This window comes from Pseudomonas sputi (assembly GCF_021603585.1).
Lineage (GTDB): Bacteria > Pseudomonadota > Gammaproteobacteria > Pseudomonadales > Pseudomonadaceae > Aquipseudomonas > Aquipseudomonas sputi.
In genome coordinates this window covers 39,567-63,376 of the sequence record NZ_BQHI01000001.1, presented here as the reverse complement: position 1 = coordinate 63,376, position 23,810 = coordinate 39,567, and the positions used below count along the sequence as shown (strand labels likewise).

The 23,810-nt window shown below is 60.1% G+C and carries 17 protein-coding genes and 2 pseudogenes; 12 read left to right on the top strand and 7 right to left on the bottom strand.

What is annotated here, in order from left to right:
- Positions 1-113: 113 nt before the first annotated feature.
- Positions 114-890: pseudogene (locus tag L6D81_RS29600) on the bottom strand (cache domain-containing protein); the annotation flags it as partial.
- A gap of 192 nt (positions 891-1,082) precedes the next feature.
- Positions 1,083-2,399: a Na+/H+ antiporter family protein gene (locus L6D81_RS00245; RefSeq protein WP_236177331.1), complete on the bottom strand. Its 1,317-nt coding sequence runs from the start codon at positions 2,397-2,399 to the stop codon at positions 1,083-1,085.
- Positions 2,400-2,713: 314 nt separating this feature from the next.
- Between L6D81_RS00245 and L6D81_RS29595 the strand changes: the two are divergent.
- Positions 2,714-4,003: pseudogene (locus tag L6D81_RS29595) on the top strand (methyl-accepting chemotaxis protein); the annotation flags it as partial.
- A gap of 102 nt (positions 4,004-4,105) precedes the next feature.
- Complete coding sequence (locus L6D81_RS29590) at positions 4,106-4,861, top strand: methyl-accepting chemotaxis protein (RefSeq protein ID WP_373874275.1); 756 nt, start codon at positions 4,106-4,108, stop codon at positions 4,859-4,861.
- A 62-nt stretch (positions 4,862-4,923) separates the two neighbouring features.
- Here the strand turns inward: L6D81_RS29590 and L6D81_RS00235 are convergent, their stop codons facing one another.
- Genes L6D81_RS00235 through L6D81_RS00220 form a run of 4 tightly spaced genes read right to left on the bottom strand, consistent with a single transcriptional unit; the run spans position 4,924 to position 7,525 of the window.
- A complete protein-coding gene (locus L6D81_RS00235; RefSeq protein WP_236177327.1) occupies positions 4,924-6,237 on the bottom strand; it encodes a sensor histidine kinase in 1,314 nt (437 codons plus the stop codon).
- Complete coding sequence (locus L6D81_RS00230) at positions 6,234-6,902, bottom strand: response regulator transcription factor (protein ID WP_011335105.1); 669 nt, start codon at positions 6,900-6,902, stop codon at positions 6,234-6,236. Before L6D81_RS00230 ends, L6D81_RS00235 begins: the two co-directional genes overlap by 4 nt.
- Positions 6,903-6,905: 3 nt before the next feature.
- Positions 6,906-7,217: a PepSY domain-containing protein gene (locus L6D81_RS00225; RefSeq protein ID WP_236177325.1), complete on the bottom strand. Its 312-nt coding sequence runs from the start codon at positions 7,215-7,217 to the stop codon at positions 6,906-6,908.
- Positions 7,217-7,525 carry a PepSY domain-containing protein gene (locus L6D81_RS00220; protein ID WP_236177323.1) on the bottom strand — a complete coding sequence of 103 codons (309 nt, stop codon included), beginning with the start codon at positions 7,523-7,525 and terminating at the stop codon, positions 7,217-7,219. Before L6D81_RS00220 ends, L6D81_RS00225 begins: the two co-directional genes overlap by 1 nt.
- Positions 7,526-7,672: 147 nt before the next feature.
- Between L6D81_RS00220 and L6D81_RS00215 the strand changes: the two genes are divergently transcribed.
- From L6D81_RS00215 to L6D81_RS00185, 7 genes are all read left to right on the top strand, one after another.
- Positions 7,673-8,752 carry a patatin-like phospholipase family protein gene (locus L6D81_RS00215; protein ID WP_236177321.1) on the top strand — a complete coding sequence of 360 codons (1,080 nt, stop codon included), beginning with the start codon at positions 7,673-7,675 and terminating at the stop codon, positions 8,750-8,752.
- Positions 8,753-8,838: 86 nt separating this feature from the next.
- On the top strand, positions 8,839-9,195 hold the full coding sequence (queD, locus tag L6D81_RS00210; RefSeq protein ID WP_007955941.1) for a 6-carboxytetrahydropterin synthase QueD: 357 nt from the start codon (positions 8,839-8,841) through the stop codon (positions 9,193-9,195).
- Between the two features lie 84 nt (positions 9,196-9,279).
- Positions 9,280-10,092 (top strand): alpha/beta fold hydrolase, encoded by an 813-nt coding sequence (locus tag L6D81_RS00205; protein WP_236177319.1) that lies wholly within the window; start codon positions 9,280-9,282, stop codon positions 10,090-10,092.
- 174 nt (positions 10,093-10,266) lie between these two features.
- The gene (gene codB, locus L6D81_RS00200; RefSeq protein WP_236177316.1) at positions 10,267-11,538 is read left to right on the top strand and encodes a cytosine permease; all 1,272 of its coding nucleotides are present in this window, start codon (positions 10,267-10,269) and stop codon (positions 11,536-11,538) included.
- Between the two features lie 13 nt (positions 11,539-11,551).
- Positions 11,552-12,787 (top strand): cytosine deaminase, encoded by a 1,236-nt coding sequence (gene codA, locus L6D81_RS00195; RefSeq protein ID WP_236177314.1) that lies wholly within the window; start codon positions 11,552-11,554, stop codon positions 12,785-12,787.
- 113 nt (positions 12,788-12,900) lie between these two features.
- Positions 12,901-13,557, top strand: coding sequence for a carboxymuconolactone decarboxylase family protein (locus tag L6D81_RS00190; protein WP_236177312.1), 657 nt, complete (start codon positions 12,901-12,903; stop codon positions 13,555-13,557).
- Between the two features lie 136 nt (positions 13,558-13,693).
- The gene (locus tag L6D81_RS00185) at positions 13,694-15,259 is read left to right on the top strand and encodes a glucan 1,4-alpha-maltotetraohydrolase domain-containing protein (RefSeq protein ID WP_236177310.1); all 1,566 of its coding nucleotides are present in this window, start codon (positions 13,694-13,696) and stop codon (positions 15,257-15,259) included.
- A 10-nt stretch (positions 15,260-15,269) separates the two neighbouring features.
- On the opposite strand, the gene L6D81_RS00180 is transcribed toward L6D81_RS00185, so the two are convergent.
- Positions 15,270-16,265, bottom strand: coding sequence for a diaminopimelate epimerase (locus L6D81_RS00180; protein ID WP_236177309.1), 996 nt, complete (start codon positions 16,263-16,265; stop codon positions 15,270-15,272).
- Positions 16,266-16,534: 269 nt separating this feature from the next.
- Between L6D81_RS00180 and L6D81_RS00175 the strand changes: the two genes are divergently transcribed.
- From L6D81_RS00175 to L6D81_RS00165, 3 genes are read left to right on the top strand one after another with little or no spacing between them, the layout of a single operon-like run.
- Positions 16,535-19,015 carry a type VI secretion system Vgr family protein gene (locus L6D81_RS00175; RefSeq protein WP_236177308.1) on the top strand — a complete coding sequence of 827 codons (2,481 nt, stop codon included), beginning with the start codon at positions 16,535-16,537 and terminating at the stop codon, positions 19,013-19,015.
- Complete coding sequence (locus L6D81_RS00170; protein WP_236177306.1) at positions 19,012-22,416, top strand: hypothetical protein; 3,405 nt, start codon at positions 19,012-19,014, stop codon at positions 22,414-22,416. The genes L6D81_RS00175 and L6D81_RS00170 overlap by 4 nt, the downstream gene beginning before the upstream one ends.
- The gene (locus L6D81_RS00165) at positions 22,416-23,753 is read left to right on the top strand and encodes a hypothetical protein (protein ID WP_236177304.1); all 1,338 of its coding nucleotides are present in this window, start codon (positions 22,416-22,418) and stop codon (positions 23,751-23,753) included. Before L6D81_RS00170 ends, L6D81_RS00165 begins: the two co-directional genes overlap by 1 nt.
- Positions 23,754-23,810: the final 57 nt, after the last annotated feature.

The window sequence follows — 23,810 nt, the reverse complement described above, 5'->3', positions numbered from 1 at the left end:
GTCACCAGCCCGGTCAGCTGCGAAGTCATCTCGGTGATCTGTCGCACCAGGCCGTGGATCTTGTCGACGAAACGGTTGAACGAACCGGCCAGTTCGCCGAGTTCGTCCTGGCTGGTAATGGTCAGGCGCCGGGTCAGGTCGCCCTCGCCCGCCGCGATGTCATCGAGGTTGGCTTTCATCAGGGTCAGCGGTCGCAGAATGGTGTTGGCCAGCAGCATCCCTGCCGCCGCGATCACCAGCAGCACCACCACCGCCACGCCAACGATGCTCAGCACCACGCCTTGCATGCGCTCCTGCACCTTGGCCTCGACCACCGCCACTTGCGCTTCGATGCCATCGAGATTGACCGACGTACCGACTGCCATGTCCCACTTCGCCAGGTATTCGGTGTAACCGAGTTTCGGCACCAGCACTTGCGCGTTGCCCGGCAGCGGCGAGCTGTATTGCAGGTAGTGGGTGCCGTCCTTCGCCACTTTTACCAGGTCGCGGTTGACGTAGACGCCATTCGGGTCGCGGTTGTCCTTGAAGCTTTTGCCCACGCCTTCGGGGTCGTTGGCCTTGAACAGGCGCACGGTCTCGGAGTCGTAGCCGAAAAAGTAGCCATCCTTGCCGTACTTGATGCTCGACAGCAGCTTGATCACCTGCGCCCGCGCCTCGGTGTCACCGGGGGCGGCGGCATCGTACAAAGGCTTGATGGTGGTCATGGCCACGGCGACGTAGCTGGCCAGGGTGGCCTTGGCATCGCCGAGCAGGCGTTCGCGGGTCTGTTCGACTTCCTTGCGCGCCTGCTCCTGAAGGATGAACAGCGTGGTCAGGCTGATCACCAGCGCAAAGAGCAAGACCGGAAGGACGGCAAGGGACAGGACTTTAGCCTTGAGACTCAGGCGCATGGGGGCTCACTCTTTTGGTTTTGTTGGCGTGGTTAAAGGCTTTAACGGCACGCCAAGCCAAAAGTTGAGTTTTACCTCAGATCGTTCCCACGCTCTGCGTGGCAATGCAGCCCGGGACGCTCCGCGTCCCAAAGCGTCACAGGAGGCGTTCCCACGCGGACGGTTCGACGCCTCGACGTGGGAACGATCAGGTCAGAGGACCATCGCGGCCACCCAGCCAAATACCAGCAGCGGCAGGTTGTAATGCAGGAAGGTCGGGACCACGGTGTCCCAGATGTGGTGATGCTGGCCGTCGATGTTCAGGCCGGAGGTCGGGCCGAGGGTCGAGTCCGACGCGGGCGAACCGGCATCGCCCAAGGCACCGGCCGTCCCGACGATGCAGACAATCGCCATCGGGCTGAAGCCCAGTTGCACGCACAGCGGCACGAAAATCGCCGCCAGGATCGGCACCGTGGAAAACGACGAGCCGATGCCCATGGTCACCAGAAGACCGACCAGCAGCATCAGCAAGGCACCGATGCCCTTGCTGTGATTGATCCACGACGCCGACGACTCAACCAGAGTTTGCACCTCGCCGGTGGCCTTCATCACTTCGGCGAAGCCGGAGGCGGCGATCATGATGAAGCCAATCATCGCCATCATCTTCATGCCTTCGGTGAACAGGTCATCCGTCTCGCGCCATTTGACGATGCCCGACGCCGAAAAGATCAGGAAACCGGCCAGCGCCCCGATAATCATCGAATCCAGCAGCAACTGAATAATGAAAGCTGCGGCAATGGCGACACCGGCGATCAACAGGCTTCGCAGGTTGTATTGCACCGCCACCTGCTCGACCTGCCCGATTTTTCTCAGGTCGTAGACGCGCTTCTTGCGGTAACTGATAAAGGCGATGCCCAGCCCCACCAGCATGCCCAGCGCCGGAATACCCATGGCATGGGTGACGTTGATCCCGCTGATGTCGACGCCGCTGCGGGCAACGTTGGCCAGCAGGATCTCATTGAGAAAAATGTTGCCGAAGCCCACCGGCAGGAACATGTACGGCGTGATCAGGCCGAAGGTCATGACACAGGCGATCAGACGCCGGTCCAGTTGCAGCTTGGTCAGTACAAAGAGAAGTGGCGGTACCAGCAGCGGAATGAACGCAATGTGGATCGGCAGGATGTTCTGCGAGGCGATCGCCACTACCCACAGCAGGCCGATCAGCACCCATTTGACGCTGCCGCCACCGGTCGCATGCTGGCGGTCGACCATCGTCAGCGCCTTGTCGGCCAGCGCATGGGCCAGGCCGGACTTGGCAATCGCCACGGCGAAAGCGCCGAGCAACGCGTAGGACAACGCCACCGTCGCCCCGCCACCCAGGCCACTGTTGAAAGCCTTGAGCGTGGCGTCGATGCCCAGACCACCGGTCAGGCCGCCGACCAGCGCACCGACGATCAACGCGATCACCACATGCACCCGGGACAGGCTGAGGATCAGCATGACGCCGACCGCAGCAATCACTGCATTCATTTCACTACCTCGAAAACGCGACGGTAAAGCCATCCACCGCCAGACAGGATGAGTCCGACCGACAAGCCGCGAGGGTCGTCAGCGGATTTGCATAGAGGGTCTTATTAGAAGGGCGCGCACTGTGCCGCAGCGCGGGCGCAGTGTCAAAGCGACTGGTCGCAACACAGTGTAACTTTCCATGATCCAGCCGCTGAACAGGGCATATCCGCCATAACGTGCGTCAATTCGCCCTATTGCATTGACGCCATAAAGAAAGCCGAAACGCGGCCGTTACAGTGCAAAGTCTCAGATATTTATCGAATAAGGACGTTTCCATGTCACTCAGACAACTTTCCATCCAATGGAAAATCACCCTGCTCGCCGGGCTCTGCCTGGCCGGTATCGTGACCCTGTTGGTGGGTCTTTCGCTGTATCGCATGGAGCACAGTTCCGAACTGGTGAAAGCGTCGAGCATGGAAATGCTCACCGAATCGGCCCAGGCCCGCATCGAATCCCAGGGCGAAGTCCAGGCCGCCGGCATTCGCCAGCAGTTCATGGACGCCTATCAATATGGCCACGGTTTCTCGCGTCAGGTGCTGTTCCTGCGCGAACAAGCCGAGAAGCGCTTCCTCGATGCCTTCGACCTGCGCGAAGACATGACCCGTCAGGTGAAATCGGCGCTGCAGGCCAACCCGGATCTGCTCGGCCTGTCGCTGGTGTTCGAAGCCAACGCGCTGGACGGCAAGGACGAACTGTTTGCGGATCAAAGTGAATTAGGCAGCAACGACAAGGGCCGCTTCGCCCTGTACTGGTCGCAGCCGACGCCGGGCAAGGTAACCTCGATGGCCCTGCCGGAAAGCGACATGGCCGACACCAGCACCGGCCCCAGCGGTCAGGCCGCCAACGCCTGGTTCACCTGCCCGCGCACCACGCTCAAGCCGTGCGTGATCGAACCCTACTTCTACGTAATCGACGGGCAAAAGGTGCTGATGACCAGCATCGTGTTCCCGCTGATGGTCAATGGCAAAGTCATCGCCTCGCTGTCGGTGGACATCAACCTCAACAGCCTCCAAGCAATCAGCCAGAGCGCCAGCAAAAAGCTCTACGACGGCCAGACCGCCGTGAGCATCATCAGCCCCGCCGGCCTGCTCGCCGGTTACAGCCCGGACGCCAATAAACTCAGCCAGCGCCTGGATGCGGTGGACACCACCAGCGGCGCCGAACTGTTGCGTCTGCTCGCCTCGAGCAACACCGTCAGCAGCCTGCACAGCAACGCGCAACTGAAAGTGCTGTCGCCGTTCCAGCCGATTCCCGGCGGCCCGTCCTGGGGCGTGCTGCTCGACGTTCCGGAAAAGGTTCTGGTCAGTCGCGCCGAAGCGCTCAAGCAGCAACTGGATGCCAGCAACACCTCGGGCACCCTGATCGAACTGAGCCTGGGCGCGCTCGCGGCGCTGATCGGCCTGTTGCTGGTGTGGCTGATGGCTCGCAGCGTGACCAGACCGATCCTCGGCGTCGCGCACATGCTCGAAGACATCGCCAGCGGCGAAGGCGACCTGACCCGGCGTCTGGCCTACGACAAGAAGGACGAGCTCGGCCAGTTGGCCGGCTGGTTCAACCGCTTCCTCGACAAGCTGCAACCGATCATCGCCGAGGTGAAACGCTCGGTGCAGGACGCACGCAACACCGCCGACCAGTCTTCGGCCATCGCGACCCAGACCAGTGCCGGCATGGAGCAGCAATACCGTCAGGTCGATCAGGTGGCCACCGCGTCCCACGAAATGAGCGCCACCGCCCAGGACGTGGCCCGCAGCGCGGCACAAGCCGCCGAAGCGGCCAAGGATGCCGACCGCGCTACCCGTCAGGGCCTGACCGTGATCGACCGCACCACCGCCAGCATCGACACCCTCGCCGCCGACATGAGCGCGGCGATGGCGCAGGTCGAAGGCCTGGCCGCCAACAGCGAGAAGATCGGCACCGTGCTGGAAACCATCCGCGCCATCGCCGAACAGACCAACCTGCTGGCGCTGAACGCCGCCATCGAAGCCGCCCGTGCCGGTGAAGCCGGACGCGGTTTTGCGGTGGTCGCCGACGAAGTGCGCAACCTCGCCCGCCGCACTCAGGAATCGGTGGAAGAAACCCGCCAAGTGATCGAACAACTGCAGACCGGTACCCAGGATGTGGTCGGTTCGATGGGCAACAGCCATCGTCAGGCCCAGGGCAGCGTCGAACAGGTCGGTCAGGCCGTGACCGCGCTGCGCCAGATCGGCGACGCGGTAACGGTAATCAGCGACATGAACCTGCAGATCGCCAGCGCTGCCGAAGAGCAGAGCGCGGTGGCCGAAGAGATCAACAACAACGTGGCGACGATTCGTGATGTGACGGAGTCGCTGTCGGGGCAGGCCAATGAATCGGCGCGGGTGAGTCAATCGCTCAATAGCCTGGCGAATCAGCAGCAGAGTCTGATGGATCAGTTTCGGGTCTGAGGTCCACCTCAAAATCCCTGTGAGAGCCGGCCAGCTCCCACAGGGTTGTGGCGTGACACGAATCAGCGTTTAGGCAACTCGATCACCACCTTCAAACCGCCCCACTCACTCTCGCCCATCACCAGCAACCCACCCCAAGTCTCGACAATATCGCGCACAATCCCCAGCCCCAAGCCATGCCCGTCGGTCTGCTCGTCCAGTCGCGTACCACGACTGAAGACCTGAGCACGCTGCAATTCGGGAATCCCCGGTCCGTCATCTTCGACGATCAGGGCGAAGCCGTCCGTACGCTCAACCACACTCAGCCGCACCTCGGCATCGGCCCATTTGCAGGCGTTGTCCAGCAGGTTGCCGAGCAGCTCCAGCAAGTCTTCACGATCCCAGGGCAGTTGCAGGCCCGGCGGGGCCACATAACTCAGTTCCAGATGTTCACCATGGATCATGTTCAATGTCGACAGCAGCCCCGGCAGCTCTGCGTCGCAATCGAACAGCGCCCCCGGCAGCGCATCGCCGGACAGGCGTGCACGGTTGAGCTCGCGGTTCAGCCGTTGCTGAACCTGCTCCAGTTGTTCCTTGAGGATCTTGCGCAGCTCCGGGTGCGCGTCGAGCCGTTCACTCGACGCCAGACTCAGCAGCACCGCCAACGGGGTTTTCAGCGCATGCCCGAGGTTGCCCAGGGCATTGCGCGAACGCTTGAGGCTGTCTTCGGTGTGCGCCAGCAAATGGTTGATCTGCGCCACCAGCGGTTCCAGTTCCGCCGGCACTTGTTCATCGAGTTGTGAACGCTGGCCCTGCTGTAACTGGGCGATCTGTTCGCGAGCCTTTTCCAGCGGCCGCAACGCACGACGTACGGTCAGGCGTTGCAACAACAGAATCAGCAGCAACCCGGCCAGCCCGAGGCCGAGACCGATCTGGCGCATGCGCTGGAAGCTCTCGCGCACCGGCGTGTAATCCTGGGCGACGCTGATGGAAATCGACTGGCCGAGCCGTCGATAGTCCGAACGCAGCACCAGCAGTTGCTGACCGTCCGGCCCCAGTTGCAGGTTGCTGTGCAGGCCGGAGCGTTCGAGCAACGGCAGATCCTGATCCCACAACGAACGGGAGCGCCAGTGGCTGTCGGCGAAATCGATGCGAAAGTAATGCCCGGAAAACGGTCGCTGATAGGCCGGCGACAAGTGCCGCTCATCCAGCTGCAAGCCTTGCGGCCCGCGAACCAGCGCCACCAGCAGGCTCTCGCTGTCGTTGCGCAACCCGGCTTCGAGATAGCGCTGCAACCCCACTTCGAACAGCCACAGACTGGTTTGCGCCAGCAGCACGCCGACCACCACCAGCACGCTGATCAACCCCAGGCTCAAGCGGCGCTGGATCGATCTCACGAAGCCTGTCCGCCAAACAGATAACCCTGACCGCGACGGGTTTCGATCACGCTTTTGCCGAGCTTGCGCCGCAGGTGATTGACGTGGACTTCCAGCACGTTGGAATCGCGCTCGGTTTCACCGTCGTAGAGGTGTTCGGCGAGGTGGCTTTTGGAAAGAATCTGCTCCGGGTGCAGCATGAAATAGCGCAACAGACGGAATTCGGCAGCGGTCAGCTGAATGTCGGCGCCGTCGCGCACAACACACTGACGGCCCTCGTCCAGGTGCAGCCCGGCAGCCTTGAGCGTCGGCTGGTTGGCCTGGCCCTTGGAGCGGCGCAGCAGCGACTGGATGCGCAAATACAGTTCTTCCGGGTGGAAGGGTTTGGTCAGGTAATCGTCGGCACCGGCCTTCAGGCCTTCGATGCGCTCGGCCCAAGAATCGCGGGCGGTGAGGATCAGCACCGGAATCGTCAGCCCGCCGGCCCGCCACTGGGCCAGCACCTCCAACCCCGGCACGCCGGGCAGGCCGAGGTCGAGGACGATCAGGTCGTAGGGCTCGCTGCTGCCCTGATAGACCGCATCGCGCCCGTCCGCCAGCCAGTCCACCGCGTAGCCCTGACGTTGCAGGCCGGCGAGCAGTTCGTCGGCCAGCGGTACGTGGTCTTCCACCAGAAGCAAGCGCATCGGTCAATCTTCCTTGTCTTTCACGAGTTCGCCGGTGTCGGCCTTCAGATGCAGCTCACGGGCCACACCTTCGACGGTCAGCAACTCGACTTCATAAATGTAGACGTCGTGTTTTTCTTCCAGCTCGACTTCCAACAGTTTCGCGCCGGGATAACGGTCCATCGCCTGGTGCAATACCTGCTCCAGCGGCAGGATCACACCCTGCTTGCGCAGATTGAGGGCTTCGTCGGGGCCCAGGTCGCGGGCCATGGCCGTCGAGCAAAACATCACCAGCGCCAGTGCCGTACGGTGGGTGGCGCGAACATTCACCTTCATTACGTATCCTGATGATCCGTGAGCACTTGCCCGCTCACCGCGTCCAGTTCCAGATCCCATTCCAGCCCCTGCGGATCACGCAGTTCGATCTGGTAGATGTACTTGCCGTACTGTTCTTCCAGCTCGGTGTCGGTGATCGTCGAACCCGGGTGTCTGGCCAGCGCGGTGGCGTTGAGTTTCTCGAAGGAGACGATAGTACCAGCGTCGCGCAGGCGCAGGGCTTCATCCGGGCCGAGATCGCGGGCGTGAACGGTGCTGGCGGTGAGGCCGATGAGCGAGGCGAGGGTCAGGGCAGTCAGGGTTTTCATGGCGTCTCCGTATTTTTATGTGTTGCTACGGGCGGCACCTTAACGGTGCGAACTTAACTGAAACTGAATGGCCATCATTTGGCCTGCCCCTGCAGAGCCCGGCAACATGTGCTTATAATCTTTCGCTTGCTAACGATCGAGACCGGTATGACCGCCATTCACATCAAGTTCCCCGCCCTCACCCTCAAGGCCGGCCCCCGGGCGATGGCGCGCATTCGTGCCCAAGGCCTGGACGCCGCCGACGTCGGTACCCTGCCCGGCGCGGCCGGCGGGCCGAAGGCGCTGGGGATTCAGGGGCTGGATCTGGCGTTGTTCGGCGAGTGGTTGCCGGCGGCACCGCGCGAGCGTTCGCTGATCGGTGCGTCGGTGGGTTCCTGGCGGTTCGCCAGCGCCTGCCTGCCGGATGCTGCCGAAGGCATCCGCCGCCTCGGTCATCTGTACACCGAGCAGAACTTCAACAAAGGCGTGACCATCGGCGAGGTCAGCCGCAGTTCGCAGCGCATGCTCGATGACCTGCTCGACGGCCGCGACGCCAGCCTTCTGGCCAACGCCCACTACCGCTTGAACATCATGGTGGTCAAAAGCCACGGCGGGCTGGCGGACGACCATCGCGGCCGGCTCGGGCTGGCGCTGGGTTCGGTGATCGCCGACAACCTGCGCGGCCGCGCGCGGCTGTCGCGGCACTTCGAACGGCTGATCATCCACGACCCGCGCCTGGCGCCGCCAGTGCATGCGCTGAACGATTTCCCGTCGCGTTTCGTCGCCCTCGATGCCGGCAACCTGCGCCAGGCGCTGCTGGCCTCGGGCTCGATCCCGATGGTCATGGAAGGCGTGCGCGACCTGCCGGGCGCCGGTGCCGGCACGTTCCGCGACGGCGGTCTGCTGGACTATCACCTCGACCTGCCCTACAACGGCGACGGCATCGTGCTCTACCCGCACTTCACCGACCGGGTGATCCCCGGCTGGTTCGACAAGACCCTGCCCTGGCGCAAAGCCTCGGTGGAGCGCTTGCAAGACGTGCTGTTGCTGGCGCCGTCCAAGGAGTACCTGGCGCGCCTGCCCTACGGCAAACTCCCCGACCGTAACGACTTCAAGCGCTTCATGGGCGATGCGCCGAGCCGGCAGAAATACTGGCGCGCAGCGATGGACGAGAGCCGCCGGCTGGGCGACGAATTCCTCGAACTGAGTGCCAATGGTCGCCTCGCCGAACGCTTGCTGACCCTTTAGTCAGCACAGCCCTGGACAAGCTGGTAAACTCGCCGCCTGCCCGAATTCGCTGCGGCGAACGCCATCTGAACAGAGCTGAAATCACTGTGGAAATCTTCAAGGAATTTACGTTCGAATCCGCCCACCGCCTGCCCCACGTACCGGACGGCCACAAGTGCGGACGCCTGCACGGGCACTCGTTCAAAGTGGCGATTCACCTGAGCGGCGACCTCGATCCGCACACCGGCTGGATCCGTGATTTCTCCGAGATCAAGGCAATTTTCAAGCCGCTGTACGAGCGTCTGGATCACAACTACCTCAACGACATTCCGGGCCTCGAAAACCCGACCAGCGAAGTGCTGGCCAAATTCATCTGGAATGAATTGAAGCCCCTGCTGCCGGAACTCAGCGCGATCCGCATCCACGAGACCTGCACCAGCGGTTGCATCTATCGCGGCGAGTAAATCCTGCGACACAAAAAACCACCGAGACCGGTGGTTTTTTTACGCCTATGCTTTTTGGCTCGAACCCGCCAAGAGGACAGGCCCATGACGGACTGGCTGCTGGATCAGGTCTTTGATTTCCACGGGCGACAGATTCGCCACGGGGTGCGCGGTGACGGTCCGCCACTGGTGTTCGTGCACGGCACGCCCTTCTCGTCCTACGTGTGGCACCGCATCGCGCCGCATTTTTGCGCCACCCATCGGGTGCATTACTTCGATTTGCTGGGCTACGGGCAGTCCGAGCAACCGGACGCGGATGTGTCCCTCGGCGTGCAGAACGAATTGCTCGCGCAGTTGCTCGATCATTGGGGACTGGAAAGGCCGGACGTGGTCGCCCACGACTTCGGCGGCGCCACCGCACTGCGCGCGCATCTGCTCAACGGCAAGGATTTCCGCAGCCTGACCCTGATCGATCCGGTAGCGCTGACACCCTGGGGCTCGCCGTTCGTGCAGCACGTGCGCCAGCATGAAGCGGCGTTCAGCGGTCTGCCGGATTACATCCAGCGCGCCATCGTGCCGACCTACATTCGCGGGGCGATTCACCGGGATATTCCGGATGCGGAACTGGCGCCCTACGTAAGGCCGTGGCTGGGTGATCCGGGGCAAGCGGCGTTCTACCGGCAGATCGCGCAGATGGACCAGCGCTACACGCTGGAAGTCCAGCCGCTGTACCCGACGATCCGCTGCCCGGTGCAGATTCTCTGGGGCGAGGACGATCAGTGGATTCCCCTCGAACGCGGACGCGAGTTGCACAGCATGATTCCCGGATCGCAATTTCATCCGATCCCGAATGCCGGGCATCTGGTGCAGGAGGATGCGCCTGAAGCCATTGTTGCCGCCCTGCTGCGATTTCTCTGATCAATCCCGCGCCCCTGTGGGAACAGCCCTGCTCCCACATGGTTCGGTACGGCGCCCCATGCACTGCTTTCGCGCCGATCATCCGTGCCTCGTCTATAAATACTCGCAACATCGCGTTTGGCACGACCGCTGCAACCTCTTCGCGTCCTCCCCCTTTCCAGCAAGGAACGCCCCATGACGCAAAATGATCCCGGCAATGATTACCCCCTCAGCGAAGTGCCGATGCACGCGCGCAAAGGCCTGGCCTCCACGGCGATGGTGCTGCTGGGCTTCACCTTTTTCACCGCGACCATGTTCGCCGGCGGCAAGCTTGGCGTGGCGTTCAATTTCGGCGAAATGCTCGCCGTCATCGTCATCGGTAACCTGCTGCTCGGCGTGTACGCCGCAGGCCTGGGTTACATCGCCTTCAAAAGCGGGCTGAATTCGGTGCTGATGGGGCGCTTCTGTTTTGGTGAAGTCGGCAGCAAGCTCAGCGACCTGATCCTCGGGTTCACCCAGATCGGCTGGTACGCCTGGGGCACCGCAACGGCGGCGGTGGTGCTGGGCAAGTATTTCGACCTGAATGAAGCCACGGTGCTGGGGCTGATGGTGCTGTTCGGCCTGGTGTTCTGCGCCACGGCGTATGTCGGTTATCGCGGGCTGGAGATTCTGTCGTACATCGCGGTGCCGGCGATGATGTTGCTGCTGATCCTGTCGATGTGGGTGGCGACCGTGAAAATCGGCGGCCTCGACGGTTTGCTCGGCGTCGTACCAACGGGTTCGCTGGACTGGTCGACCGCCATCACGCTGGTGTTCGGCACCTTCGTCAGTGGTGCGACCCAAGCCACCAACTGGACGCGTTTTTCCCGTTCGGCGCGGGTCGCGGTGCTGGCCAGCCTGATCGGTTTTTTCATCGGCAACGGCCTGATGGTGCTGATCGGCGCTTATGGTGCGATCGTCTATCAACAGCCTGACGTGGTCGAAGTGCTGCTGTTGCAAGGCTTCGCCATGGCGGCGATGGCGATGCTGTTGCTGAACATCTGGAGCACCCAGGACAACACCATCTACAACTTCGCCGTCGCCGGCTGCAACCTGCTGCGCACCGGGCGCCGCAGGACCGTGACCCTGGCCGGTGCGGTGATTGGCACGGTGCTCGCGCTGCTGGGCATGTACGACATGCTGGTGCCTTATCTGATCCTGCTCGGCACGGTGATTCCACCGATTGGCGGGGTGATCATGGCGGACTTCTTCTTCCGCTGGCGCGGGCGTTATCCGCGTCTGGCCGACACACGGTTACCGACGTTCAACTGGCCGGGGCTGGCGGCTTACGCAGCCGGAACCGTCGCGGCGTTCGGCTCGCCGTGGGTCGCGCCGCTGGTCGGCATCGCCGTTGCCGCGTTAACGTATATCGCAGTGACCGGCCTGCTGGGCACCCGCAACGCGGCCGCCCCTCTACAAGATCTATAAAAGGATTTGCCCGATGCACATCATCAACGCCCGACTGCGCAACCAGGAAGGTCTGCACGAATTGCACCTCGAAGACGGCCTGATCCGCAGCATCGCGCGCCAGACCGAAGCGCCGCCCCTGGGCCCCGACGACCTCGATGCCGGCGGCAATCTGGTGGTGCCGCCCTTCGTCGAGCCGCACATCCACCTCGACGCCACCCTGACCGCCGGCGAGCCGCGCTGGAACATGAGCGGTACGCTGTTCGAAGGCATCGAATGCTGGGGCGAGCGCAAGGTCACCATCACCCAGGAAGACACCCAAACCAGGGCGAAGAAAACCATTCAGACGTTGGCCGCCCATGGCATCCAGCACGTGCGCACGCACGTTGATGTCACCGACCCGCAACTCACCGCACTCAAAGCGATGCTTGAAGTGCGCGAGCAAAGCCGTCACCTGATCGACCTGCAGATCGTCGCGTTCCCCCAGGAAGGCATCGAGTCGTTTCGTAACGGTCGCGAGCTGATGGAAGAAGCAATCCGCATGGGCGCGGACGTGGTCGGCGGGATTCCGCATTTCGAATACACCCGCGACCAGGGCGTCAGCTCGGTGAAGTTCCTGATGGACCTGGCCGAACGCACCGGTTGCCTGGTGGACGTGCACTGCGACGAAACCGACGACCCGCATTCGCGCTTTCTCGAAGTGCTGGCCGAAGAGGCCCGCAGTCGCGACATGGGCGCCCTTGTGACCGCCAGCCACACCACGGCGATGGGCTCCTACGACAACGCCTACTGCGCCAAACTGTTCCGCCTGCTCGGGCATTCGGGGATCAGTTTTGTCTCCTGCCCGACCGAAAGCATTCACCTGCAAGGTCGCTTCGACAATTTCCCGAAACGCCGCGGCGTAACCCGCGTCAACGAACTGCTCGAAGCCGGCATGAATGTCTGTTTCGGTCAGGACTCGATCGTCGATCCGTGGTATCCGCTGGGCAATGGCAACATCCTGAGGGTCCTCGAAGCCGGCCTGCACATCTGCCACATGCTCGGTTACCGCAACCTGCAAAGCGCGCTGGATCTGGTCACCGACAACAGCGCCAAAGCCATGCACCTGGGTGAGCGCTACGGCCTGGAACAGGGCCGCCCGGCCAACCTGTTGATCCTGTCGGCCGACAGCGATTACGAAGTGATCCGCAGCCAGGGCCTGCCGCTGTATTCGATCCGTGGCGGCAAAGTGCTGATGAAGCGGCAGATGCCCGTGGTGGAATTCGTCTAAGGTGGAGAAGTCGGCGCCGCAACGGCGCCGACTTCTTCCGATGGACGCCTGTCATGCCGTAGTTCGCGCGCTGTTGCTCCGCTGCCATCCTCATTGATCCGTGAGGACGCAACATGAATCAAAAAACAACTTCCGATCCCATCGACACCCTTTACCAGGAAGGCCGCCATACGTTTGTCGAACTCGTACCCAATGGCGGGGCCAGGCTCGACGCCTTGTTCCATACCGCTCCCGCATTGGGCCAACTGGCCGTCGGCGTGGTGTACGGACATTTACACTCGCGGCCTGGTCTTGATCCGCGATTGCGCGAAGCGGTGTCCTTTGCCGCCATTGTCGCCTCGGGCATGGTCGGGCCTGCGCTGAGCGTGCACCTCAAAACCGGCCTGGCATCGGGCCTCGCACCGGGTGAATTGACTGAAGTACTGCTGCAGGCTTCGGCCTTCGCCGGTTTCCCCCGAGCGGTCAGCGCGGCGGAGCAGCTCAATCATCTGTTTGCAGACGCGGGCCTTGAATCACCACCACTCCCCACGCCCAGAGAAGTCACTTCAAGATTTTGCGCAGACGTTCGCGCGGGCCATTCACCGATCCCGCTGAGCGCCGCCGTGAAACGCCAACTGCGGCACGCGGACCATTTGGCCCTGCAAGCCTGCACAGCGCAGGCTGTGATCGTCGAGTGTTTTCAAAGCCCCGAGACGCAGCCCAAAGCCCTGCTGTATGTGACGGTGGTCGATGACATGGTTGCCACCGTGAAACTGTTCAAGGGCCAATGAACGGTTTCAGGGTTATGGATCGAGTCGGCTTTATCGCAAAACGATAGAGCCGACCTGTCAGATCTGACAGGCGACAAGCGCCGCGAGCCGGCTCACAGTAAGCCCCAAGGGATCCATCGTTCCCGGGGGGACGACCATGAAAGGGACTTCATCATTTCGCCTGGTTTTCGCTGTCTCACTGGCCATCGCCACGGCGACAGCGGCGATGGCCGGCGTTCGCAACGGCAGCGGTGAAGAAGTTCTGCTCCAAGGCTTCCACTGGAATTCAAGCCGCCATCCAATCCCCTGGTATTCGGTACTGGCGCAACAGGCAACGGCCATCGGCAACGACGGATTCACCCGGATCTGGATGCCGCCACCATGGACTGACGCTTCGCAGTGGAATACACCCACGGCTGCCGGCGGCGGTGAAGGATATTTCTGGAACAGCTTCGACAAGAACAGTGGTTACGGCACTGATCAGCAACTCAAACAAGCGGTACTGGCGCTCGACAACGCGGGTGTAAAAGTCGTCTACGACGTGGTGCCCAATCACATGAGCGATAAAGCGGTCTATTCGATGTTCCCGAGAGGGAGCAACGAATGGCGGCATGACTGCATGCAATGTGATGAAGGTGATGCGTTCATGGATGGCTCGGCGGATCTGAACACGGCCAATCCGACAGTCTTCGACGCCTTCAAAAAAGAATTCATCAATCTGCGCGACAACTACGGTGCTCAAGGCCTGCGCTTCGACTTCGTCCGTGGTTATGCGCCGGAAACGGTGGATCGCTGGATGAACGCCTTCGGCAACCAGCAATTCTGCGTCGGCGAAAACTGGAAAGGCCCCGACGAATATCCGCAGGGCGACTGGCGACACAATGCAAGCTGGCAGGATGTGCTCAAGGACTGGTCGGATCGCTCGCACTGCACGGTGTTTGATTTTGCCCTCAAGGAGCGAATGCAAAACGGTCAGCTCGCCGACTGGCGTCACGGTTTGAATGGCAATCCGAATCGTGCCTGGCGCGAAATCGCCGTGACCTTCGTCGACAATCACGACACCGGTTATTCACCTGGTGCCTACGGCGGCCAACATCACTGGGCGTTGCCCGATCCACTGGTCAATCTGGCTTACGCCTACATCCTCAGCAGTCCCGGCACGCCGGCCGTTTACTGGCCGCACATGTATGACTGGCAGCGTGATCAACTGATCCGGCAATTGATCAAACTGCGCAAGAGCGCAGGTATCCGTGCTGATTCGCCGATTCGCTTCAACACTGCCTATTCGGGACTGGTCGCCACCACACAAGGTGTACGCGGCACATTGGTGATCGCCCTCAAATCCGATCTGCAACAGTTGCCGCAAGGCATGGGCGCACCGACCTTGAACTGGGATAAAGGCGATATCCGGATCTGGAGCGGCCCTGTAGAACCGGCGACTGTGGCAGTCAACGTGCATTGCGACAACGCCAATCCGCAGCCCGGTGAACGCGTCTATGCGGCGGGTTCATCGCTGGAGTTCGGGGCCTGGGATCCACAGCATGCGCTAGCGCTGACACTGAACAACAACCGCTGGAGCACAACCGTGGAGGTGCCGGGCCAGCAAAAGCTCGAATGGAAGTGCATCGTGCGGGGACAGACGCCGGCGGCGGTGCATTGGCAGGCGGGCGCGAACAACACCTTTACCAGCGGAGCCGTGAGCGCCACTGTCGGGCGCTTCTGATCTTGAGGTTTCAGCGAGTTTCATCGCGCACCGCAGTACCGAACAGACGCACGCCGGTCAGTTCTCCGTCGCGCTCCTCCAGCAGGATCGGCGCCGTCCCGCCCGGCATCACCACTCGCACCTCTCCCGCCGCCACCCAGCCCACCCGCCATGCCGCACTCGCCACCGCACTGGCGCTGGTGCCGGATGAAGCGGTCGGCCCTTCGCCCCGTTCGAACACCCGCGCCACAATCCGTTGATCCCCGACGCGCATCGCCCATTGCAGGTTGACCCCGGCCGGGCACGGCTGGCCGGCGCCGGTGGGCAGGGCGTAGGCGATGGCGGTCAGACTGTCCGAAAGCGGCGATTCAAGCATCTGTTCATTGCTCGGCAATGCCGCCTCATCCTCCAGCAGCGTCACGCAGTGCGGATTGCCGATTCGCACGAACTGGCTGTGCGTCCAGGCGGTATCGAGTTGTGCCAGTGGCTCGATGCGATTGACCTCAACACCATTTAAAGACACGGGTTCAACGCCAAGCGCACCGACCGCTGCCGGGCCGAAACCGGGTTGGCCGAGATCCAGCCAGAAGCCTTGCACGCCTGCCACTACAGCCGGTTTGACCGTGGTCGGCACAGGCGACGGCGCATCCTGTTTGTCGTGATGCACCCGCAGCATCGCGCCCTCTTGCGGCATCAAACCTTGGTCAAGCAGCGCCTGGGAGAAAATCGTCAAACCGTTGCCACTCCGCTCGGCCAGCGTGCCGTCGGTGTTGACGATCAGCAGATCGAAAGGTGGCGACGATTGAAACGGGCCGATCAGCAAGCCATCGCTGCGATGGTGTTTGGCGCCGGCGGGACGAATCCCGTCCGGCCATTGGCAAAATGTCTCTATGACCCGCTCGCTCCACGCTGCTCTGGAGGAAGCGGCGTCTTCAGCGCTGGCCGGCAGGGTGATGCCCGCCTCGCATACTTGTCGGGGTGAAACCACGCCGTAGATATTGCCCCGTGCATCGTAGAACTTCGCCATCTGTTTTCCTGCGCTCAGGTTCCTGTCAGCGCTCCACTCTACTGCCTGACGGGATCGACAATCACGTGGAAACCTCAACAAAAGTGATGTCACTTTGCCAAGAAATATCTCGTAGCAACTTCAAACAGCCCTTATAAACCGTGGCCTTCAGGGTATGTGCGCAACTTTTTGCGCAACTTTAAGCCTTTATGATCCGACTCGGTTCTGGATCAGGCTTTCGCCGACGGTAGAACTTTCAGGAGATTTCGTTTCACCTCAAGGAGCGTCACATGTTCAGTCCAGCCAACGAAACGCACTTCAGCCTGACCGTTGAAGATTACGTAGGCGACCTGCAAGTCCTGTCGTTCACCGGCACCGAAGGCATCAGCCAGCCGTTCCGTTTCGACCTGGAACTGGTCAGCGAAAACCCGGATCTGGACCTGGAAAAACTCCTGCACAAACAGGCGTTCCTCGCCCTCGATCCGCAGGGCTCGGGCATCCACGGCCAGATCTACCGTGTCGCCCAGGGCGATGCCGGCAAGCGCCTGACCCGCTACAAAGTCTCGCTGGTGCCGCAGCTGCAATACCTGCATCACCGCACCAACCAGCGCATCTACCAGCAGATGTCGGCGCCGAAAATCATCGCGCTGATCCTCGACGAGCACGGCATCAAAGGCAACGCCTACAGTTTCCAGCTGAGCCAGCCATGCCCGGATCGCGACTACTGCGTGCAGTACGACGAAACCGATCTGCATTTCGTCCAGCGTCTGTGCGAAGAGGAAGGCATTCACTACCACTTCCAGCACAGCAAGAAAGGTCATCTGCTGGTGTTTGGCGATGACCAGACCGTATTCCCGAACCTCGGCCAACCGACCGCCTATGTGCAGGGCAGCGGCATGGTCGCCGAAGAGCCGGTGATCAAAGGCTTCAAGCTGCGTTTGGAAACCCGCACCAGCCGTACCACCCGCCGCGATTACGACTTTGAAAAACCGCGCCTGCAAATGGAGGCGGCGTACAAACCGGACGGCGAGAGCACCGAACCGGATCTCGAAGACTACGACTACCCAGGTCGCTTCATCGACCGCGCCCGCGGCAAGTTCCTCAGCCAGCGCGCCCTCGAACGTCACCGTGCCGACTATCGCCAGGCCGAAGGTCGCGGCGACCAGACCCGACTGGTCAGCGGCCACTTCATGGAAATGTCCGACCACCCGCGCAGCGAGTGGAACGACCTGTGGCTGCTCACCGAAATCTTCCACGAAGGCAAACAGCCGCAAGTCCTCGAAGAATCGGTGACCAGCGACACCACCGACCACAAGGACGACTTCCACCAAGGCTACCGCAATACCTTCCTCGCCACCCCGTGGGACGTGTTCTACCGCCCGGCCCTTGAACACCCGAAACCCCGCGTGCTCGGCAGCCAGACCGCCATGGTCACCGGCCCCAAAGGCGAAGAAATCCACTGCGACCAATACGGCCGCATCAAGGTGCAATTCCACTGGGACCGCGAAGGCCTGGCCGACGACAAAACCAGCTGCTGGCTGCGCGTCTCCAGCAGTTGGGCCGGCGACCGCTACGGCGCCATCTCCATCCCGCGCATCGGCATGGAAGTCCTCGTCACCTTCCTCGAAGGCGACCCCGACCAGCCACTGGTCACCGGCTGCCTGTACCACAAGGAAAACCCGGTGCCCTACGCCCTGCCGGCGAACAAAACCCGCAGCGTCTTCAAAACCCTCAGCTCCCCGGGCGGCGGTGGCTACAACGAACTGCGCATCGAAGACAAAAAAGGCGCCGAACAAATCTTCATCCACGCCCAGCGCGACTGGGATGAAAACGTCGAACACGACCAGAAGATTCGGGTCGGCAATGAACGTCACGACACGGTGGTGAAGAACAGCTACACCGAGCTGAAGGCTGAAGAACACCGCACCACGATTTCCGATCGCAAAGTGGAGGTGAAAACCAGCGACCACCTCACGGTAAAGCAGAACCAGCACATCAAGCTCGGCACCGCGCAACTGACCAGCGCGGGCAAGGAAATCCATCTCAAGGCCGGTGACAAAATGGTCATCGAGGCCGGCAGCGAACTGACCCTCCAGGCGGGCGGCAGCTTCATCAAACTCGATGGCGGCGGCATTACCGTGGTCGGGCCGGTGGTGAAGATCAACGCCGGCGGCTCGGCCGGATCAGGCTCCGGGATTGCGATTCTGATGCCGCTGTTGCCGGTTCCCGCAGCGTCGGCCAAGGCCGGCAACCTCATGGCGCCCGCGCAACCGGGCCAACGCCTGCCGGTGCCACCGGTCGAACCGACCAGACTGAGCTTCGATATTCGCCTGGCCGACCGTCCGGGCGAAGGCGCCTTTGCGCTGGCGAACACGCCGTGGCGAATCATCAGGATGAGCGAGCCGAGCTGGAAAAAAATCGGTCGTGTTCCGGAAAGCGATGTGATTGCCCAAGGCGAAACCGATGACACGGGGCGTGTCACTTTGTCAGACGCCGCTCAGAAAAAGCTCTCCCTTGAGTATCCGCAAAACCCGGAAATGTTCTGGTTGGTGTACCCGGGTCAGTGTGTGGCCCTGAAGGCCCACACCGACAATGGCTGGAGTGACGAACAACGGGAACTGCTGGCGCTGGCGAGCATGGACTTCAGCAGCGAACCCCACGCCGCGCCTCATCACCCGCAAGCCGGTACCGACAAAAACAGTGCATTGGAAAACCTGTCCCTGGCGGACGGCCTCGCACTCTTCGACAAGTTAAAAGGATTCAAGGCATGAGCAACCTGAATGGCGTTCAGCCCAAACAATTGAACCAGTTGAACTCGAAAGACGGCGAAGCCTACACCGCGACATCCGCCCCGGGCTGGTTCATCAAAGGCAATGGCAAATTCGGGGAAGCCTTTTCACCTGAGCGCTCGGGGAACCAGGTCAAGTTCTTCACCACCGGTAGCGATTACTTCAAGGACGTTGCCAATGCGATAAAAAATGCCAAGAAATCGATCTTCATTTCCGGCTGGCAGATCAACTACGAAGTGCGGCTGGAAGGTGATGTTCGCCTCTGGGACTGTTTGAATCATGCATTGCGCAAATCGGGCGAAACACCCGACATTTATCTCATGCCCTGGCTGTCGCCCAAGGCTGCCGTCGATACCGGTGACCTGGAGACCATGGTGGCCGCCTTCGTTTTGAACGCCGGTCTGCCAAAGAAAAAAGTCTGGTGCCTGCCGGCGATTCAACAAAGTGACATGGGCACCTTGGGACTGTTCTTTTCTCATCACCAGAAAATGGTGGTGATCGACAACGAAATTGCCTACGTCGGCGGGATCGATCTGGCTTACGGTCGCCGTGATGACAACAACTTTCGCCTGGCTGCAAACGGCAGAACCGCGAACGAGTTTTACAACCCGTGCATCCCGCCACTCACGGAAATCGAGGCACACAAGCAATACCCTTACATGACCACCGTCGAACTGATCGGCGCCGCGTTGATGGAAGGCGATGCTCTGAGCAAGGGCCAGCGCGCCTTTGCCTGGGCCATGGACAACAAGATGTTCAACGTCCTGCGCCAGGCAAAAAAAGACACGGGCGAGTGGTTCGCAGACAAGGGCAAGGATGGTTTGCGCTTGCTCGGGGCAGGCGCGGCGTACTCCACCGGCGGCGTGATCTACATTGCCGAATTCCTTCAGAAACAGTTGACCGGTGACAATCTGGAGGACTGGAAAAAGAGCCTGCGCCAGTGGAAAACGTCGCTCGATGGCGCCGTCAGCACCATGGATCAGGAAGTCCAGACGCTGCAAAAGACCGACAGCGCCCTGACCGAACTGCGCCAGGAAGCGAAATCCATCAGCACGGCCATCGGCGTGGCGCTGGATAAACCGGAGCAGGCCTCGGCGATTCAGCAACGGGTCGAGAACTGGCTGGTGCGCGCGCAACAGAAAATCCCGGCCGTGACCTCCGTCACTCAACCCGGTCGCGCCAAACTGCAAACGCAGGTCAACCGGCTCAAGGGCGAAGTGCAAGCCTGGCAGCAAAGCGTCGCGCCACACGCCGATCAGCTTCAGCAGGACTTGTCTGCCTGGGCCACCCAGATCATCAAGTCCGGGGGGCAACTCACAGAAAAGCTGCTGAACGAAGGCAGCGAGCTGACCAGTCTGTGGATCCAGCAAACCGGGCTGGGAGCCTTTTACGCCTGGATCAACAACACGCCCTCCCCGATCCTCACGGCGAAGGCGATCGATGAGTTCGAGAAGATCTCCACCCCCTTCATCCTCTACCTGCATTCAGTTCTCGACCGCTTGAGCACTGAACAGGTGGGCAAACCCTATTCGTTCCTGGCGGATCCCGCGACCCGCTTGCTGCCACCCGGCGGGATGATGCTCAACAGCGAAAAACAACCGCGCATGCCCTGGCACGACGTCCACATGCGCCTGGAGGGCAGCTCTGTTTATGACCTGTCGCGCAACTTCATCGACCGCTGGAACAGCTTGCAGGCACGCTTCGACGGCAAGGTGCAAAAGATGCCAAGCGTGCTGACAGGCCTGCTGAAATTTGCCCACAAGAACCTGGAACCGATTCCGTTCAAGGCGCACTACCTTGCGCAGCCTGAGCGTGTGGCGCCCAAGGGAGGCATGAACATACAGGTGTTACGCAGCGCTCCACTTCGCATGCAAAACGAGGAGCGCCAAGGCGCTACCAAAGCAGGGCATAGCCTCACATCGTCCTCCCCTTCAGGCGTTCAGGCCAATTGCATGCACGCCATGCTTCAGGCCATTTCTGGCGCCCAGCATTTCATTTACATCGAAAACCAGTTCTTCCAAAGTGAATACGGTGCAGACAGTGCTGAAACTGCAGCAGTCACTGCCGGGCCTATGCAAAGCTTGATGAAGATTGAAGGATTACCCGGCTACGACCTGTACAAAGAGCGCTTGCGGTTGGGAGATATAAAAAGCGATCCGAAAAAACTGGCCAATGTGAACTATTTCGAACTCGCAAAGATGATTCGGAATAAGGAGGCGGAGACTTTCACCCAAGGGATGTTACAAGTGCTGGGCAACCAGTCCACCGTCGAAACTCTCAAAGGTATGCAGACACCACAAAGCGTAATAAAGAACACCCTTTGCGAGGCTCTCGCTGATCGTATTGAACGGGCCATCGAAATGGGCGAGGACTTCCACGTCTATATGGTCCTTCCCGTTCATCCGGAGGGACCATTGAATGCGTTGAACCTGATGTCACAAGTACACCTGACCATGCAAAGCATTTCGCTGGGTGATAAGAGTCTGATCAAGCGTATCCAGAGAGCGATGGCTATCAAGGCTCAAATGGACAGAGGCAAGACAGAAGCCCAGGCTGTGGCGGGTATCGAATTTGTCAAAGGCACCGGACCTACAAAAGTATTTGAAGACGAAAAATGGAGTCGCTACCTGACTTTGTTGAATCTCCGTTCCTGGGAGAAGCTCAATGGTCAACCGGTGACTGAACAGATTTATATTCACAGCAAATTGCTGATCGCCGACGACCGGATCGCCATTCTCGGTAGCGCCAACATAAACGATCGGAGCCAGATGGGAGACCGCGACTCCGAGTTGGCGGTTATCGTGGCAGGATCAGCGTCCCTTCCAACGTCGATCAATGGCCGATCGCAATATCCGGTATGCCCTCAAATCAAACAATTGCGAACCGACTTGTGGCGCAAAATTTTTGCCCTGGATGCACAGCCACGGGAAGATTCAATCAAACCCGCCAGTGATCTGGAGAAAGTCATCGAGAAGCCTGCTGCGCCCTCGACCTGGCAGGCGATCCAGCAGCAAGCCATAGAAAATGCGCAAGCCTATGAGCAAGCCTTCCTGCACATCCCTCGCAATAACGCATCGATATGGCCACAATGGGGCCAGGTTAAAGTAGCGCCTCCCTCATCAACTGGGACCGCTGGTGAGGGTTCAAGCAACGCCATGCCCTTTGAAAAAGAATTCTGGAAAAAACCCATGGTCGGCCAGCATCCAACCACCATCCGTGGATTCATTACAGCGCTTCCGATCCACTGGACAAAGTACGAAAACAACAACTCCGGATTCAACCTTACGATTCTGGCTAAAATCGAACCCATGCGCGACAGGACGGAACCGTCTCAGCACTATGCCGTATTGGCGCAAGATACTCAGAACAAGGAAAGAACCTGATGCGCCAACTGCGCCTGATACTGGCACTTCTGACGCCGATAGAGGTTTGGGCAAATTCAGCGCCTGCGGAAAAGCTCCCTCCACAAATTGTAGCTCCTGCCCAATGGCATACCGAATGCCTCGGACGTACACAGTTCGAAGTACCGGGCGATATTGAATGGCACGTCGCGGGTGGGCACTGGAATTATCCGGAATTTGGTATTTATTCGCCAAATATCGATCCCAGCGACAAACAGCTGAGTTATGGCAATACCCCCTTCAATAAAAACGGCTACCTCTTTGACATTGAAGTCAGCCCAGTGACGACGCTGGCTATATTTCAGCAATTTAAGAATCGCCATGGCCCTGATATCGAAGGCGCGCAATCACGCGTCATCGAAAAAAAGATAGATTCCCTAAAGCAAAAATTGACTTGGGATCTGGAGCAGAGTAACCCCGAAAAATTCAACGTTTTGAAAGCAGAGCGGCATGCACTGGAAGACGCACAAGTACGATTGAGCAAACTTTATTCAGAAATCGTTCTGCTCAACGACCTTATCGATGACTTTGATAAAAATGGGCGTCCAACCGAGAAGCTCAGGACAGAACTTCAAGGCTATCAAAAAGAACTCTTGACTTACCCGACTGACTCACAATATGAGCAAGAGCGTTACATCGACTGGAACATAGTCGATGCCCAAATTACCTGGACGCCCGGAAAACTGATCGCGTTATTATGGCGCAATGAGCGAATTTATCGCTTCACGTTTAATTCCAACAACTCAGACGACAACACCCAACAGACATTGGAAACTATCGCACCAAAAGCTCGCGAAGTTCTAAGAAGTTTCCGCTCACGCCAGAAATTCGAGGTTCCATTAGAATCAGGATTCTGCCTGCCTTTCGGTTTTATCCGCGACAATGGCACCGAGAACTACGCCATCACACTGGCATGGCACCCCATAAAAAACCCAAGTCTTCTTTACAGTCTGAACTTGAGTAATAACATTGATAAATCCCTCAAGCTTTTGCCCTTATTAACCTCCGCGATGTTCACCAACCCGTTTCCGAATTCGGTGGAGCTGAATCGCTTTGGTCCAGAATCTACCAAGATAGGGAATATCGACGGAGTTATCGGAGGGTCTCGCTATCGAGGGGTCGATCCGGATACCGGCAAGCGCGAGACCTCGGAACGTTTTACCCTCACCGCCGGGCATACAAATACTGAGAACAGACCTGAGCTGGTGCTGAAAGTCGAAAGCTTCGCCAATGGTCAACCACTGGGTTTTGAAGAAGTAAAAGAACAATTGTTGCGCACACTGAAAAGCGTGCGCCCACTACCTGGGATTACCCAATAGCATGCATGTCATTCAAGGATGTCAGGACAAGCACCCAGGTTGTTGTGTGCTTTCTCT